Below are 14,335 nucleotides of genomic sequence, written 5' to 3'. Positions count from 1 at the left end.
ATAGGGAGGGGTAAGGTGGGTTCAGGCGGCGAATTCCATGATGATGGCGTCTACGGCGAGGCTGTCGCCGGGTTTGGCGTTGACCTTGGCGACGGTGCCGGATTTTTCGGCGCGCAGGATGTTTTCCATCTTCATCGCCTCGACGGTGGCGAGGACCTGGCCGGCTTCGATGGAATCGCCTTCCTTGACCGCGACCGAGACGACGAGGCCGGGCATCGGGCAGAGCAGGTATTTGCTCATGTCCGGCGGGATCTTGGCGATCATGTGGCGGGCGAGGTCGGCGGCGCGGGGGGTGAGGACGCGCAAGCGGCGGGCGGCACCGCGGGTGGTCAGCGTCTGGACGCTGCCCTTGCGGGTGACGGCGATGGCGCGGGGCTGGCCGTCGATCTCGGCCTCGAACAGCGGCTGGCCGAGGCGCCAGTCGGTGGTGATGTCCAGCGTGCGGTCGCCGATCTGGACGGCAAAGCCGCTGTGGTCGGCCTGGATGGTGGCGGGGATCTGCTCGCCGTCGAGCTCGACGACCCAATCGGGCGAGAACACCGCGCCTTCGCCGCCGAGCTGGCCGTCGATGAGCTGGGCACGCTCGACGGCGATGACATGGGTGGTGGCGGCGGTGGCGACGAGCGCCAGCCTGGTCTCGGCGTCCAGCGGCGCGCCGTGGAAGCCTTCCGGATATTCCTCGGCGATGAAGCCGGTGGTGACCTGCTCGCCGGCCTGGAAGCGGGGGTGGGCCATGATCGAGGCGAGGAAATCGATATTGTGGCTGATGCCCTTGATCAGGTAGCGATCGAGGGCATCGGCCTGGGCGGCGATGGCCTCGGCGCGGGTGGGGGCCCAGGTGATCAACTTGGCGATCATCGGATCGTAGAACATCGAGATTTCGGCGCCCTCGCGGACGCCGGTGTCGACGCGGACGAGGCCATGGGCATTGTCGCCCTCTTCGGGCGGACGGCAGGCGCTGAGGCGGCCGATCGAGGGCAGGAAGCCGCGATAGGGGTCTTCGGCGTAGACGCGGGTCTCGATGGCGTGGCCGTTGAGCTGGACGTCGGCCTGGCTGAGGGGGAGCTTTTCACCGGCGGCGACGCGGATCATCAGCTCGACAAGATCGAGGCCGGTGATGCATTCGGTGACCGGGTGCTCGACCTGGAGGCGGGTGTTCATCTCGAGGAAGTAGAAGCTGCGGTCGGCGCCGGCGATGAACTCGACGGTGCCGGCGGAGGTGTAGCCGACGTTCCTGGCCAGGGCGACGGCCTGTTCGCCCATCGCGCGGCGCATTTCCGGCGTGACGAAGGGGGAGGGGGCTTCCTCGACGACCTTCTGGTGGCGGCGCTGGATCGAGCAATCCCGCTCGTTGAGGTAGAGGATGTTGCCATGGGCATCGCCGATCAGCTGGATCTCGATGTGGCGGGGCTGCTCGACGAACTTCTCGATGAACAGCCGGTCGTCGCCGAAGCTGGCAAGGGCCTCGCGCTTGACGCCGTCATAGCCTTCGCGGAGCTGGGCTTCGTCCCAGGCCAGGCGCATGCCCTTGCCGCCGCCGCCGGCCGAGGCCTTCATCATCACCGGATAGCCGATGTCAGCGGCGATCCTGGCGGCATGGTCGGCGTCGTCGATCTCGCCGACATAGCCGGGGACGACGCTGACGCCGGCGGCCTTGGCGCGCTTCTTCGATTCGATCTTGTCGCCCATGGCGGCAATGGCCGCGGCCGGCGGGCCGATGAAGGCGATGCCGGCGGCGCTCAGCGCCTCGACGAAGCTGGCGCGCTCGGAGAGAAAGCCATAGCCGGGGTGGACGGCTTCGGCGCCGGTGGCCTTGCAGGCGGCGATGATCTTGTCGGCGACCAGATAGCTTTCGGCGGCCGGGGAGCCGCCGATGTGGACGGCCTCATCGGCGAGCTCGACATGGAGGGCGCCGGCATCGGCATCGGAATAGACGGCCACGGAGGCGATGCCCATGGCGCGGGCCGAACGGATGACGCGGCAGGCGATCTCGCCGCGATTGGCTATCAGGATTTTCTTGAACAAGACCGAACTTCCCCAAAAGGCTTACCGCCCCTTCCCATAACTTCCCTGCGGTGTGGCGCAAGTCGGTGATGGGGAGAAGGGGCGGGTTTGGGGGTCGATCAGTTGCTGGCGAGCTTGACCGGGACCTGGGCCATGGCCATCGAGTGCGCCCGGACGCGGCAATCGCGGATCGCGTCGATCTCGTCCTTGCCGCCGGTGACCGGCTCGCCGCAGACATTGCGGACGGCAAAGGCGATGCGCTTGACCAGCGCCTGCCTGGCGGCCTCCGAATTGAGCGCGCTGTTGTCATAGCGGATCAGCTGGCGGGCGGCATCGTCGCCGGCGTTGGCGAGCGCCGGGCCGGCGGCGCCGACGAGGGCGATGGCGGCAAGGGGCAGGATGGACTTCAACATGGCAGATACTCCTTGATATGTTCAGGGCCGATAAGGGGCCTCCTCCAAGTCTCTGGTGGGGCGGGATGACCGCCTCTCACCGCTGACAATCAAATGGTGCGCGCAAAGTTTTTCGGCTGCAAGGCCGGATTGTCATATCAGTGTAACATTGGAGTCTTATACTTTCGTAGGTAATGGCTAAGCCTCTGATTTTTATCGGGGGCGTGCGCGGACGCGTGTTGCAAATTTTTTTTGCAGGGCGTGGCTTGTCGCATGTGGGGGGCCGATTCAGGCCGGTTTGGCGATCATCAGCCAAGTGACAGTGACCAGCGGCACCGTGGAAACCAGCCCCCAGGCCAGCCATTGGTGCGACAGGCGGCGGTATGCGGGAGTGACGCCGGTCTCCGGAAAGGCGCGGGCGGCGCGGGCCTGCCGGACCTGGATGGGGACGATGGCGCCGAGCCAGATCAGCCCGGCGGCAACGAACAGGATCTGGCTCCACAGCAGCCAGCCGCTGAACAGGTCATGGCCGCCTTCCCAGGCCATCCAGTAGCCGCCGGCCATGGTCAGGATGACGCCCCAGACGGTCATCGACCAGTCGGTGTAGGTGACGAGTTTCTGGGCGAAGGCCAGCACCTCGGCGCGGCCGTCGCGATCGGCGAAGAACTTCCAGATGGCGGTGACGGTGATGTTGCCCATCAGCATCACGACGCCGGTGATATGGAAGAACCGCGCGATCTCGTAGCTCATCAGAGCGGGCCCATCAGAGGGGGATGTTGTCGTGCTTCTTCCACGGGTTGGTGAGCTGTTTGGAGCGCAGCTTGCGCAGGCCCAGCGCGATGCGGCGGCGGGTGGAGTGCGGCATGATCACCTCGTCGATAAAGCCCATCGAGGCGGCGACGAAGGGATTGGCGAAGCGGGCCTCATATTCGGCGGTGCGCTCGGCGATCTTGGCCTTGTCGCCGATATCCTGGCGGAAGATGATCTCGACCGCGCCCTTGGCGCCCATCACCGCGATCTCGGCGGTGGGCCAGGCATAGTTGAGGTCGCCGCGCAGATGCTTGGAGGCCATGACGTCATAGGCGCCGCCGTAAGCCTTGCGGGTGATGATGGTGATCTTGGGGACGGTGGCCTCGGCATAGGCGAACAGCAGCTTGGCGCCGTGCTTGATGATGCCGTTATGCTCCTGGGCGACGCCGGGGAGGAAGCCGGGGACATCGACGAACGTGACGATCGGGATGCTGAAGGCGTCGCAGAAGCGGACGAAGCGGGCGGCCTTTTTGCTGGCGGCGATATCGAGGCAGCCGGCGAGCACGGTCGGCTGGTTGGCGACGATGCCGACGGTGTGCCCCTCGATGCGGGCGAAGCCGGTGAGGATGTTGCCGGCATGGGCGGGTTGAAGCTCGAAGAACTCGCCTTCGTCGGCGATGGCGGCGATCAGCTCGTGCATGTCATAGGGCTTGGCGGCCGAGGCCGGGACCAAAGTGTCGAGGCTGGGGACGAGCCGGTCCCCTTCGTCGGCGCTCGGGCGGAAGGGGCTGCCCTCGCGGTTGTTGAGCGGCAGGAAATCGAAGAACTCGCGGGTGCGCAGCAGCGCGTCGATATCATCTTCCATCGCCAGGTCGGCGACGCCGGACTTGGTGGTGTGGGTGACGGCGCCGCCGAGATCTTCCTGAGTGACGATCTCGTTGGTGACGGTCTTGACCACGTCCGGACCGGTGACGAACATGTAGCTCGAATCCTTCACCATGAAGATGAAGTCGGTCATCGCCGGCGAATAGACGGCGCCGCCGGCGCACGGCCCCATGATCAGGCTGATCTGGGGGACGACGCCGCTGGCCAGCACGTTGCGCTGGAAGACCTCGGCATAGCCGCCGAGGCTCGCCACGCCCTCCTGGATGCGGGCGCCCCCCGAATCGTTGAGGCCGATGACCGGGGCGCCGACCTTCATCGCCATGTCCATGATCTTGCAGATCTTCTGGGCGTGGCGCTCGGACAGCGAGCCGCCGAAGACGGTGAAATCCTGGGAGAAGACGAAGACCATCCGGCCGTTGATGGTGCCCGAGCCGGTGACGACGCCGTCCCCGGGGATTTTCTGCTCGGCCATGCCGAAATCGATGCAATTATGCTCGACATACATGTCCAGCTCCTCGAACGAGCCGGGATCGAGCAGGACGTCGAGGCGCTCGCGGGCGGTGAGGCGGCCCTTCGCGTGCTGGGCGGCGATGCGCTTTTCCCCGCCACCGGCACGGGCGGCTTCGCGGCGGCGCTCCAGCTCTTCGAGCACTTTCAGCATGTCTGGCCTTTCGTCATCTCGGATGGGTTCGCGCCTAGCGGCTTCGGCCGTCGCTGTCACGCTTTTGAGAGCGCGAGGAACCGGGCAGCGGCAAGGAATGCCTGCTGGCGGTGGCGGCGCATGGCCAGGCCTTCCTCGTCCTCGCCCCAATGCTCGGCCTGGAAGGCGTCATCGAGATCGGCGGTGGCCCAGGCGGTGTCGGGGTCGAGTTGGCCGGCGTCCAGCGCCAGCGCCAGCAGCGCCGAGCCGCTGAGCGGAATCAGCTGGGCATGGGCGGCGAGCGCCGCCGGGGGTCGGGCGGCGAGCGCCGATTCGACGGCGGCCAGCGTGTCGGCGGGCTGGGCGACCGGCATCAGCCCGGCGGTGACGGTGAAGCGCCAGCCTTGTGTCTGCGTTGCCCAATCGAGGACCGGGTCCCAGGCCTCGGCCTGGCGACGGACGAGGGGGGGCGGGTTTTCGGCGCGGTAGCAGAGCAGGTCGTGTGCGGCATAGGCGGCGAGGCGGGCGGCGTGCGCGTGCGCATCGGCGGCGATCAGGTCCTGCGCGGCGTTGGCGAGGCCGGTGAACGGCATTCGGGCGGGATCGAGCTTGTCGGCGACCGCCTGCCATTCGGCGGCGACGGCGTCCGCCAGCGCGGCGTTGGGCAGCGCCAGCCGGGCACGGGCCGGGGTCTTCAGCGGGCGGGAATCGAGAGCGAGCCCGAAGCCCTGGTCGAGCGGCTCGACGGTGACATGGGTCCAGAAGCGTTTCATCGTCTGGGCCTCGGGATTTTCGGCGTGAGGCCGAGGTGATGGGGGCGGATGAACAGCGCCACGGCGCCGGCGAGCAGCAGCAGGCCGGCGGCGAGGGTGACGCCGTCCCGCCCCAGGAAGACGCCGCCGAAGAGTGCGGCGAGGCCGGTCATCTTGACGGCGAAATAGGCGAGGAAGCGCTTCTTCGCCTCGGATTCGGTGAGGATCGGGCGGCCGTCGGGCTCGACGAGCTTGAGGTCGGGCTTGCGGTCTCGCTTGCGGGTCATCAGCCGTTTTTCCGGATCAGCCAGGCGGCGACGCCGAGATCGAGGACGCCGACCGCGGCCAGGGCGAGGGTGAGCAGGCCGTTGCCGCTATCGAGCGGCTGGGCCAGGTGGACGGCGAGGGCGGTGACGAGGGCGCCGAGGCCGCTGACGCCGATGATGCGGGCGACCAGAGGGCGGGCGGGCGGGCGGGTGGACCGGCCGGCGGCGCGGCGTTCAGGCGGTTTCATGGAGCAGCGTCCAAAGCTCGGCGGGATCGCGGGCGACGGCGGCGGCGCCGGCATCGTGCAACTCGGCGGCGTCATGATAGCCCCAGTCGACGCCCAGCGCGCGGACGCCGGCATTGACGCCCATCAGTACGTCGAACACCGTGTCGCCGATGATCACCGCCTGTTGCGGCTCGGCACCGGCGTCGGCGAGGGCGGCGTGGAGCATTGAGGGATGCGGCTTGGAGGGGTGGCGGTCGGCGGTCTGCAGGCTGATGAAATGATTGGCGATGCCGTGATGGGCGAGCGCCAGCGCCAGGCCACGGTCGCTCTTGCCGGTGGCAACGGCCAGCAGCCAGCCGGCGGCGGCGAGATCGTCGAGCAGCGGGCGAATGCCTTTGTATAGCGGTTCGGCTTCGAGCTGGCGGTCGGCGCGCAGACGCTGGAAGGCGGTCTTGTAGTCGTTGGCGAGGCTGAGGTGGAGGCGGGGCTCGGCGTCCGGCAGCAGCGCCTGCATCGCCTCGACAAGGCTGAGGCCGACGACGCGGCGGGTGGCATGATCCTCGGGCGGCGCCAGTTCGTGGCGGGCGAAGCTGTCGGCCATGGCGCGGATGATGTTGCGCTGGCTGTCGATCAGCGTGCCGTCGCAATCGAAGACGGCGAGACGGAGGGGGGCGGGCATCGGGCTTCTATCGCTGCTGTCGGGGTCGGGGGCAAGCGGGGTTGGGGGCAAGCGGGGTTGGGGGGCGGGTGTTGCGGCGGGGGGCGGGGGGGCTTAGAGGCTGGGGTTTGACGGTTTTGATGGGTGTGGTGCGCATGGGTGGGTTGGTGAGGCCGGTGATCCTGGCGGGGGGGTCCGGGACCAGGCTGTGGCCGCTATCCCGGACGCGGCTGCCCAAGCAGTTGCTGGCGATTGCCGAGCCGCGATCGATGCTGCAGGCGACGCTGGCGCGGACGGCGGCGCTGGGCGATGTGGGGCTCGGGGTGTTGCCGCCGTTGCTGGTAGCGGGCGAGGCGTTGCGGCGGCTGGTGCAGGCGCAGCTGGCCGAGGCCGGGGTGAGCGCCGCGGCGTTGCTGCTGGAGCCGGAGGGACGGAATACGGCGCCGGCGATTGCGCTGGCGGCGCTATGGGCGGTGGCACGCGGCGAGGGCGAAGTGCCGATGCTGGTGATGCCGTCCGACCATGTGATCGGGCGGGCCGACGCCTTTGCCGCCGCGGTGGCGCGCGGGATGGCAGCGGCCGAACGGGGGCGGCTGGTGACCTTCGGGATTGCGCCCGAGGCGCCGGAGACCGGCTATGGCTATATCGAGCTGGGCGAGGCGGTGGACGGGTGCGCGGGCGTCCATGAGGTGGCGCGCTTCGTGGAGAAGCCGGACCTGTCGACGGCGGAGGGCTATCTGGCCGGGGGCCGGCATCTGTGGAACGGCGGGATCTTCCTGCTGCGGCCCGATGCGGTGCTGGCGGAGATGGGGGTGCATGCGGCCGATGTGGTGGCGGCGGTGCGCGCGTCGCTGGCGGGGGGTGCTGATGGTGACGAGGTTCGGCCGGAGGCGGCGGCGTTCGGGCAGGCGGCGTCGATCTCGATCGATCATGCGGTGATGGAGCGGACCGGCCGGGCCGCGGTGGTGCCGGTGGCGATGGAATGGTCCGATGTGGGAAGCTGGGACGCGCTGTGGCAGATCAGCGAGCGCGACGAGGCGGGCAATGCCTGTGTGGGCGAGGCGGTGCTGATCGATGTGGCGGACAGCCTGGTGCGGGTGGAGCCGGGCGGGCCGGCGGTGGCGGCGCTGGGGCTGAGCGAGATGGTGATCGTGTCCATGGCCGATGCGGTGCTGGTGGCGCCGCGCGGGCGGGTGCAGGAGGTGAAGGCGCTGGCCGAGGCGGCGGGGGCGCTACGGGGTGTGGCCGATGGCTGGGGGCGGCGTGAGGCGCTCGACCGGGGCAGCGGGCACCGCGAGGAGCGGCTGTGGCTGGTGCCGGGCGGGCAGATGGTGGTGAGCGGGCCGGCGCAGCTGGTGGCGCTGGCCGGCAGCGGCGTGGCGGGTGCGGCGCGGCTGGCGGCGGGCGGTGCGGTGGCGGTGCCGGCGGGGGGAGAGACGGTTTTGCGCAACGACGGGACGGCGGGGTGGCAGCTGCTGCTGGTCAGCTTCGGGGCCGGCGCATGAGCGATGACGGGGCGCTGGCGCGCGACCTGGCCGAGGCGGCGGGGGCATTGCTGTTGGCGGTGCGGGCGCGCGGCGGCGAAGCCCGTGCCATGGGCGATGCCGGTGACCGTGAGGCCAATGCGCTGATCATGGCGCGGCTGGCCGAGGCGCGGCCTGACGACGGCGTGCTGAGCGAGGAGTCGGTGGACACGGCGGCGCGGCTGGGGCGGCGGCGGGTGTGGATCATCGATCCGCTCGACGGGACGCGCGAATATGGCGAGGGGCGCGACGACTGGGCCGTGCATGTGGGGCTGTCGATCGACGGGCGGGCGGCGGCGGGGGCGGTGGCGCTGCCGGCGCTGGGGCGTTGCCATGACACTGCGAGCGCGGTGCTGGCGCCGGGCGGCGACGGGCTGCGGATGGTGGTGAGCCGGAGCCGGGTGCCGGCGATTGCGGCGCCGGTGGCGGCGGCGATCGGCGCCGAGATGGTGGCGATGGGCAGCGCCGGGGCGAAGGCGATGGCGGTGCTGGAGGGGCGCGCGGGGGTGTATCTGCACGAGGGCGGGCAGCACCAATGGGACAATTGCGCGCCGGTGGCGGTGGCGCTGGCGGCGGGGCTGCATTGCAGCCGTACCGATGGTAGCCCGCTGGTTTATAATGGTGCCGAGACCTGGACGCCCGACCTGCTGATCTGCCGGCCCGAGCTGGCCGAGACGGTGCTGGCGGCGATTGCCCGGCTGCGCTGAGGCGGCGTTGCGCGTCCTCACCTTCCTGCACAGCTTCGGGCCGGGGGGCGTGGAGCGTGATGCGCTGCGGCTGCTGGCGGCGCTGCGGGCGGACGGGGTGGAGGTGCCGGTGGTGATGGGGCGCGGCGACGGGGCGATGGACCGGCCGGACCTCGATTATCATGTGCTCGATGCGGGTGGGCGGACGGCGGGGTTCGAGACGCTGTGGATGATCTGGCGGCTGCCGGAAATGATCCGGCGGCTGCGGCCCGATGTGCTCTATTGCGCCGGCAACACCTATTCGATCGTCGCGGTGATGATGCGGCTGTGGCTGGGGCGGGCGTGTCCGCCGATCGTCATCAAGATCAGCAATGATTTGCGGCGGCAGGACATGCCCTGGCTGGTGCGGGTGGGCTATCACGCATGGGTGCGATGGCAGTTGCGGCTGATGGCCGGGATCATTGCGATGGCGCCGGCGGCGGTGGACGAGATCGTGGCGGTGGGGCGGGTGGCGCGCGGGCGGGTCACGATGATCCGCAACCCGTGTTTTACCCAGGGCGAGATGGCGGAGTTTGCGGCCGCGGCGCGGACGCCGGGGCCGGGGGTGCGGTTTCTGAGCGTGGGGCGGCTGGCGGCGCAGAAGAACCAGGCGCTGCTGATCCGGGCGTTTGCCGACGCGGCCGGGCCGGAGGACCAGCTGATGATCGTTGGCGAGGGGCGGCTGCGGGGCGATCTAGAACGGCTGGTGGCGCGGCTGGGGGTGGCGGAGCGGGTGGCGATGCCGGGCTATTGCGACGCGCCGGCGGCGGCTTTTGCGGCAGCGGACGTGTTCGTGCTGTCCAGCGACTATGAGGGGCTGGGGGTGGTGGTGGTGGAGGCGCTGGCGGCCGGGCTGCCGATCGTGGCGACGGACTGCTGCGTGAACATGGGCGAGCTGCTTGGTGACGGGCGGTTCGGGACGCTGGTGCCGGTGGGGGATGCGGCGGCGCTGGCCGGCGCAATGCGGGCAGCGGGGGACGCGGTGCGCGACGGCGTAGCGGTCGACCGTGCGGGGATGCGGGCGCTGGCGGGGCTGTTCACGGTCGAGAAAGCCGTGGCGGCGCAACGGCGATTGTTCGCGCAAGTGGCAGACATAGATGAGTCCTGAAATTGCCATATTGCGCGCCTAGTGACTCATTCATTGCAGTGGCAGAAATCGCGTGAATCAGGCCCATATGGGCGCGGGCGCCCCCAGCCCCGTCGCCGCTCCTATTGATCCGCCGCCGCTGGCGCCGCGTGACCGCAGCTGGACCTGGTGGCTTGGCGCGGCGATCTCGCTCGCGGTGCTGGTGGTATCGCTGTGGCAGCTTCGCACCGTCGACTTGTCCGAAGTGCGGGAAATGGTGCCAGCGTCGCCGCTGTTCTGGCTGGTGTTCGCGATCGGCTATTTCATTCCGGCGACGACCGACTGGATGATCTTCCGGCGGCTGTGGAGGATCCCGCTCGACGGCTTTACCGCGCTGGTCCGCAAGATGATCGGCAACGAGCTGCTGCTCGGCTATGTCGGCGAGGTGTATTTCTATACCTGGGCGCGGCGACGGACCGAGATGGTGTCGACGCCGTTCGGGGCGATCAAGGATGTGGCGATATTGTCGGCGCTGGTCGGCAATGGGGTGACGCTGGTGATGCTGGTGCTGGCGGCGCCGCTGCTGGCGACGCTGCGCTTCGGCATCGAGGCGCGGACGCTGCTGGCCTCGGTGGCGGTGGTGCTGGTGACATCGAGCCTGTTGCTATTCTTCCGCAAGGCGCTGTTCAGCCTGCCGCGTGCCGACCTGCTGCATGCCAGCGGCTGGCATCTGGTGCGGATCCTGGCGACGACGGCGACGGCGGCGGTGTGCTGGCATCTGGTGCTGCCGGCGGTGTCGCTGCAATGGTGGCTGATGCTGGCGGCGTGCCGGCTGCTTCTGTCCCGGCTGCCGCTGATGCCGAACAAGGAAATCGTCTTTGCCGGGCTGGCGGTGTTCATGATCGGCCATGACGACGATATCGGGTCGCTGATGACGATGATGGCGACGCTGACGCTGGCGGCGCATCTGGGGCTGGGGCTGCTGCTTTCGGCCTGGGAGGCGCTGGGGTGGAAGCGGTGAGGCGCGGGCTGTGGTTGGTGCCGGCGGCGCTGCTGCTGGTGGCGGCAGACCTGCCGAAGGAGGGCGATCGCGGCTATATCCCGAGCACGCCCGATCTCGGCAAGGCGGAGGCGCAGTGCCGGGCCAATGAGCCGGGGCCGGCGGTGCTGATGCGTGTCGAGGGGCTGAAGGACCGGCAGGGCAATCTGAAGAGCGAACTCTATCCGTCCAACGACGATGACTTCCTCGCCGATGATAATCTGCTGGTGATGGCCGGCAAGACCTTCCGGCGGATCGAGGTGCCGGTGCCGAAATCCGGCGAGGTGGTGGTGTGCATCCGGCTGCCGGGGCCGGGCGCCTATTCGCTGATCCTGCTCCACGACCGCGACGGCAACCGCAAGTTCGGGCTGAGCACCGACGGCATCGCCTTTCCGGGCAACCCGAAGCTGGGCCTGTCCAAGCCCAAGGCGGCGGCGGCGCGGATCGAGGCCGGCGCGGGGCTGACGCGGATCACGGTGCGGATGAATTATCGGCGCGGGCTGTTCGGTTTCGGGCCGCTGCGGGACGGCGAATAGCCGCGCCATGCATATCGTCGACATCTCGGCGCTCTATGCCCCGACCGGCGGCGGGATCCGCACCTATACGCGGCGCAAGCTGCAGACGGTGGCGCGCTTCGGCCATGAGATGACCGTGGTGGTGCCGGGCAGCGACGACACGGTAGTGGACCTCGGGCCAGGCGCGCGGCTGATCAACCTCCCCTCCCCGCGCTTTCCGCTCGACCGCAGCTACCGCTATTTCGAGAGCGATGCGGTGATCCACCGGACGCTCGACCGGCTGAAGCCGGATTTCATCGAGGGCTCGTCGCCCTGGGGCAGCGCCACTTCGGTGGCGGAATGGCCGGGCCGGGCGCCGCGGGCGCTGATCATGCATGCCGACCCGCTGACCGCCTGGGCCTATCGCTGGTTCGAGCGGGTGGCGAAGCGCGAGACCATCGACAAGGGCTTCGACTGGTTCTGGCGGCATTTGCGGCGGATGGACGAACGCTATGACGTGGTGGTCAGCGCCAGCCGCAACCTGTCGGACCGGCTGGTGGCGGGCGGGCTGAAACGGGTGGCGACGATCCCGATGGGGGTGGAGCCCGGCTATTTCTCGCCCCGCTTGCGCGATCCGGCGCTGCGGGCGCGGCTGCTCGAGCGTTGCGGGCTGCCGGAGAGCGCGACATTGCTGGTTGGCTGCGGGCGCTTCTCGCCCGAGAAGCGCTGGCCGATGGTGATCGAGGGGGCGACGGCGGCGGGGGTCAGGCGGCCGCTGGGGCTGGTGATCATCGGCGACGGCCATGCGCGCGGGCGTGTGGTCCGCGCGGTCGGCGAAAACCCGCACATCCTGTTGCTGGCGCCGCTGCAGGGGCGCGAGGAGATGGCCAAGGTGCTGGCCTCGGCCGATCTGCTCGTCCATGGCTCGTCGGCCGAGACCTATGGGATGACGCCGGCGGAGGCGCGGGCCTCCGGCCTGCCGATCATCGTCCCCGATGACGGGGCGGCGATCGACCAGCTGGTGCCGGGTGCCGGGCTGGCCTATGCCTCCGGCGATGCCGCGAGCGTGGCCGAGACAGTGGTGGCGGCGATCGACGACCTGCCGGCGCTGCGGGCCGGCGCGCTCGCCGACGCCGGGCAAGTGCGCGAGATGGACCGGCATTTCGAGGAGTTGTTCGCGCTTTATGAACAGCTTGCAGCTGATCCCAAACGCACCAAAGCGGCATAAAAGGCACCGGGCCGCGAAGAAGGGCTGCGACTAGAACCATTTCTGGAGCGGGATGGGGAACAGGGCAGCATGATCGGCGGGCGTCCCGGTGTGGTAGCCGGTGTTGCAAACAGGCGTCTCGCCTATGGCGCGATCGGGCTGGCGCTCGTGCTGGCCGCGACGCCGGCTGCGGCGCAGCGCGCCGGCGACAATGTGCTGACCTCGGCCGCCGATGCCTTCGGCACCTCGCTGGGGCGCGATACCTTCGGCATCTACACCGCCAGCCAGGTGCGCGGCTTCTCGCCGACCGAGGCCGGCAATACCCGGATGATGGGGCTGTACTTCGACCAGATCGGCATGACGACGCGGGCGATCCGGCTCGGCTCGACGGTCAAGGTCGGGATCGGGACGCTGGACGCGCCGTTTCCGGCGCCGACCGGCGTCGTCGACCTGGCGCTGCGGGTGCCGGGCGAGCGCGGGCTGGGCAGTGTCACCGCTGGCATCCAGGAGACCTACAAGGCCTCGTCCGACTTCGAGAAGGAGCTGCCGCTGTCCCCGACATTGGGGGTGACGGTGGGCGGCGTGTTCGAGGCGCACAACATCGTGTCGGGCGACCGCGGGCGCAATTGGGGCTTCGGCGCCACCGGGCGCTGGCGGCCGGTCGACGGCGTCGAGCTGATCCCGTTCTTCGGCTTCTTCACGCGGACCGAGGAGCTGCCGCTCCAGCAGCGCTGGTTCACCCGCGACCGCCTCCAGCCCGAGCAGCGCGTCGACCGGCTGACGGCGATCGGCCCGCTGTGGGCCGGCAATTCCGACACGCCGATGAACGGCGGCGCCATCCTCAAGCTCCGGGTGATCGAGAACTGGGACATTGACGCGGGGCTGTTCCGGTCCAGCCTGATCCGCCAGAGCAGCCATTCGATCCTGCCGCGCGACATCGACGACAATGGCGTCGGCGACCGCATCGTCGTTGCCGATCCGCGGACGATCCGCGCCTCCTGGTCGGGCGAGTTGCGGGTGGCGCGGCGGTTCCGGACCGGCATTTTCAACCACAAGCTGATCGCGGCGCTGCGCGGCCGCAACGTGTTCGCGCGGATCGGCGGCAGCGACCGGGTCAATCTCGGCCGCTTCGGGCTGAACGAGCGGGTCGACCTGCCGCGCCCGACATTCAACTTCGGCCCACAGACGATCGACAAGGTGACCCAGCGCGTGGTGGCGCTCGGCTATGAGGGGCGCTGGGGCACGTTCGCCGAAGTGGCCGGCGGGGTGCAATATACCGACTACAAGAAGAATATCGACCAGCCGGGACGGCCGCTGGTGGAGCAGCGCGACCGGCCATTGCTGTGGAACGGCGTGGCGGCGCTGAACGTCGCCAAGGGCGTGGTCGTCTACGGCGCCTTTGCCCAGGGGCTGGAGGAGATCGCCGCGCCGCCGCCCGAGGCGGTCAACCGCAACGACCTGCTGCCGGCGCAGCGCACCGAGCAGATGGAGGCCGGGGTGCGCTTTGCGCTGCCGGCCCGGCTGACGCTGAATGCCGCCGCCTTCCGGATCGACAAACCCTTGTTCGCGCTCGACAACGGGCTGGTGTTCCGGGTGCGCGGCGCCGTGCGCCACCAGGGGCTGGAGGCGTCGCTGGCCGGGTCCCCGATCCCCGGGCTTACGGTGCTGATGGGGGCACTGTGGCTCGATGCGAAAAACTCCGGCGAG

Annotated in this window: 15 protein-coding genes; 7 read left to right on the top strand and 8 right to left on the bottom strand. The window is 69.5% G+C overall.

Annotated elements, in window-relative coordinates:
• Positions 1–21: 21 nt before the first annotated feature.
• The 8 genes from ACTIFJ_RS08970 to ACTIFJ_RS08935 all read right to left on the bottom strand — a co-directional run bounded on the left by ACTIFJ_RS08970 (position 22) and on the right by ACTIFJ_RS08935 (position 6,595).
• Positions 22–2,025 (bottom strand): acetyl-CoA carboxylase biotin carboxylase subunit, encoded by a 2,004-nt coding sequence (locus ACTIFJ_RS08970; RefSeq protein WP_439533762.1) that lies wholly within the window; start codon positions 2,023–2,025, stop codon positions 22–24.
• A gap of 98 nt (positions 2,026–2,123) precedes the next feature.
• Complete coding sequence (locus ACTIFJ_RS08965; protein WP_439533761.1) at positions 2,124–2,417, bottom strand: UrcA family protein; 294 nt, start codon at positions 2,415–2,417, stop codon at positions 2,124–2,126.
• A gap of 267 nt (positions 2,418–2,684) precedes the next feature.
• A complete protein-coding gene (locus tag ACTIFJ_RS08960; RefSeq protein ID WP_439533760.1) occupies positions 2,685–3,146 on the bottom strand; it encodes a DUF2269 family protein in 462 nt (153 codons plus the stop codon).
• Between the two features lie 13 nt (positions 3,147–3,159).
• Complete coding sequence (locus ACTIFJ_RS08955) at positions 3,160–4,692, bottom strand: acyl-CoA carboxylase subunit beta (RefSeq protein WP_439533759.1); 1,533 nt, start codon at positions 4,690–4,692, stop codon at positions 3,160–3,162.
• A 56-nt stretch (positions 4,693–4,748) separates the two neighbouring features.
• Positions 4,749–5,444 carry an ATP12 family protein gene (locus ACTIFJ_RS08950; protein ID WP_439533758.1) on the bottom strand — a complete coding sequence of 232 codons (696 nt, stop codon included), beginning with the start codon at positions 5,442–5,444 and terminating at the stop codon, positions 4,749–4,751.
• Entirely contained in the window at positions 5,441–5,710 is a 270-nt protein-coding gene (locus ACTIFJ_RS08945) for a hypothetical protein (protein ID WP_439533757.1), read from the bottom strand. Before ACTIFJ_RS08945 ends, ACTIFJ_RS08950 begins: the two co-directional genes overlap by 4 nt.
• Positions 5,710–5,937 carry a hypothetical protein gene (locus tag ACTIFJ_RS08940; protein WP_439533756.1) on the bottom strand — a complete coding sequence of 76 codons (228 nt, stop codon included), beginning with the start codon at positions 5,935–5,937 and terminating at the stop codon, positions 5,710–5,712. Before ACTIFJ_RS08940 ends, ACTIFJ_RS08945 begins: the two co-directional genes overlap by 1 nt.
• Positions 5,924–6,595 (bottom strand): HAD-IA family hydrolase, encoded by a 672-nt coding sequence (locus ACTIFJ_RS08935; protein WP_439533755.1) that lies wholly within the window; start codon positions 6,593–6,595, stop codon positions 5,924–5,926. The genes ACTIFJ_RS08940 and ACTIFJ_RS08935 overlap by 14 nt, the downstream gene beginning before the upstream one ends.
• Positions 6,596–6,702: 107 nt before the next feature.
• Between ACTIFJ_RS08935 and ACTIFJ_RS08930 the strand changes: the two genes are divergently transcribed.
• The 7 genes from ACTIFJ_RS08930 to ACTIFJ_RS08900 all read left to right on the top strand — a co-directional run.
• Entirely contained in the window at positions 6,703–8,079 is a 1,377-nt protein-coding gene (locus ACTIFJ_RS08930) for a mannose-1-phosphate guanylyltransferase/mannose-6-phosphate isomerase (protein ID WP_439533754.1), read from the top strand.
• On the top strand, positions 8,076–8,804 hold the full coding sequence (locus tag ACTIFJ_RS08925; protein WP_439533753.1) for a 3'(2'),5'-bisphosphate nucleotidase CysQ: 729 nt from the start codon (positions 8,076–8,078) through the stop codon (positions 8,802–8,804). Before ACTIFJ_RS08930 ends, ACTIFJ_RS08925 begins: the two co-directional genes overlap by 4 nt.
• A gap of 7 nt (positions 8,805–8,811) precedes the next feature.
• Positions 8,812–9,930, top strand: a complete 1,119-nt coding sequence (locus tag ACTIFJ_RS08920; protein ID WP_439533752.1) for a glycosyltransferase — start codon at positions 8,812–8,814, stop codon at positions 9,928–9,930.
• A gap of 67 nt (positions 9,931–9,997) precedes the next feature.
• Positions 9,998–10,909 carry a hypothetical protein gene (locus ACTIFJ_RS08915; protein WP_439533751.1) on the top strand — a complete coding sequence of 304 codons (912 nt, stop codon included), beginning with the start codon at positions 9,998–10,000 and terminating at the stop codon, positions 10,907–10,909.
• Between the two features lie 17 nt (positions 10,910–10,926).
• Complete coding sequence (locus ACTIFJ_RS08910; protein WP_439533781.1) at positions 10,927–11,463, top strand: DUF2141 domain-containing protein; 537 nt, start codon at positions 10,927–10,929, stop codon at positions 11,461–11,463.
• 7 nt (positions 11,464–11,470) lie between these two features.
• Complete coding sequence (locus ACTIFJ_RS08905) at positions 11,471–12,649, top strand: glycosyltransferase (RefSeq protein WP_439533750.1); 1,179 nt, start codon at positions 11,471–11,473, stop codon at positions 12,647–12,649.
• 69 nt (positions 12,650–12,718) lie between these two features.
• Positions 12,719–14,335 (top strand): hypothetical protein (locus tag ACTIFJ_RS08900; RefSeq protein ID WP_439533749.1); only part of this gene is annotated, 1,617 nt, incomplete at its 3' end.

The organism is Polymorphobacter sp. (assembly GCF_051860865.1).
Classification (GTDB): Bacteria; Pseudomonadota; Alphaproteobacteria; order Sphingomonadales; family Sphingomonadaceae; genus Sandarakinorhabdus.
This window is presented reverse-complemented; position numbering and strand designations above follow the sequence as displayed.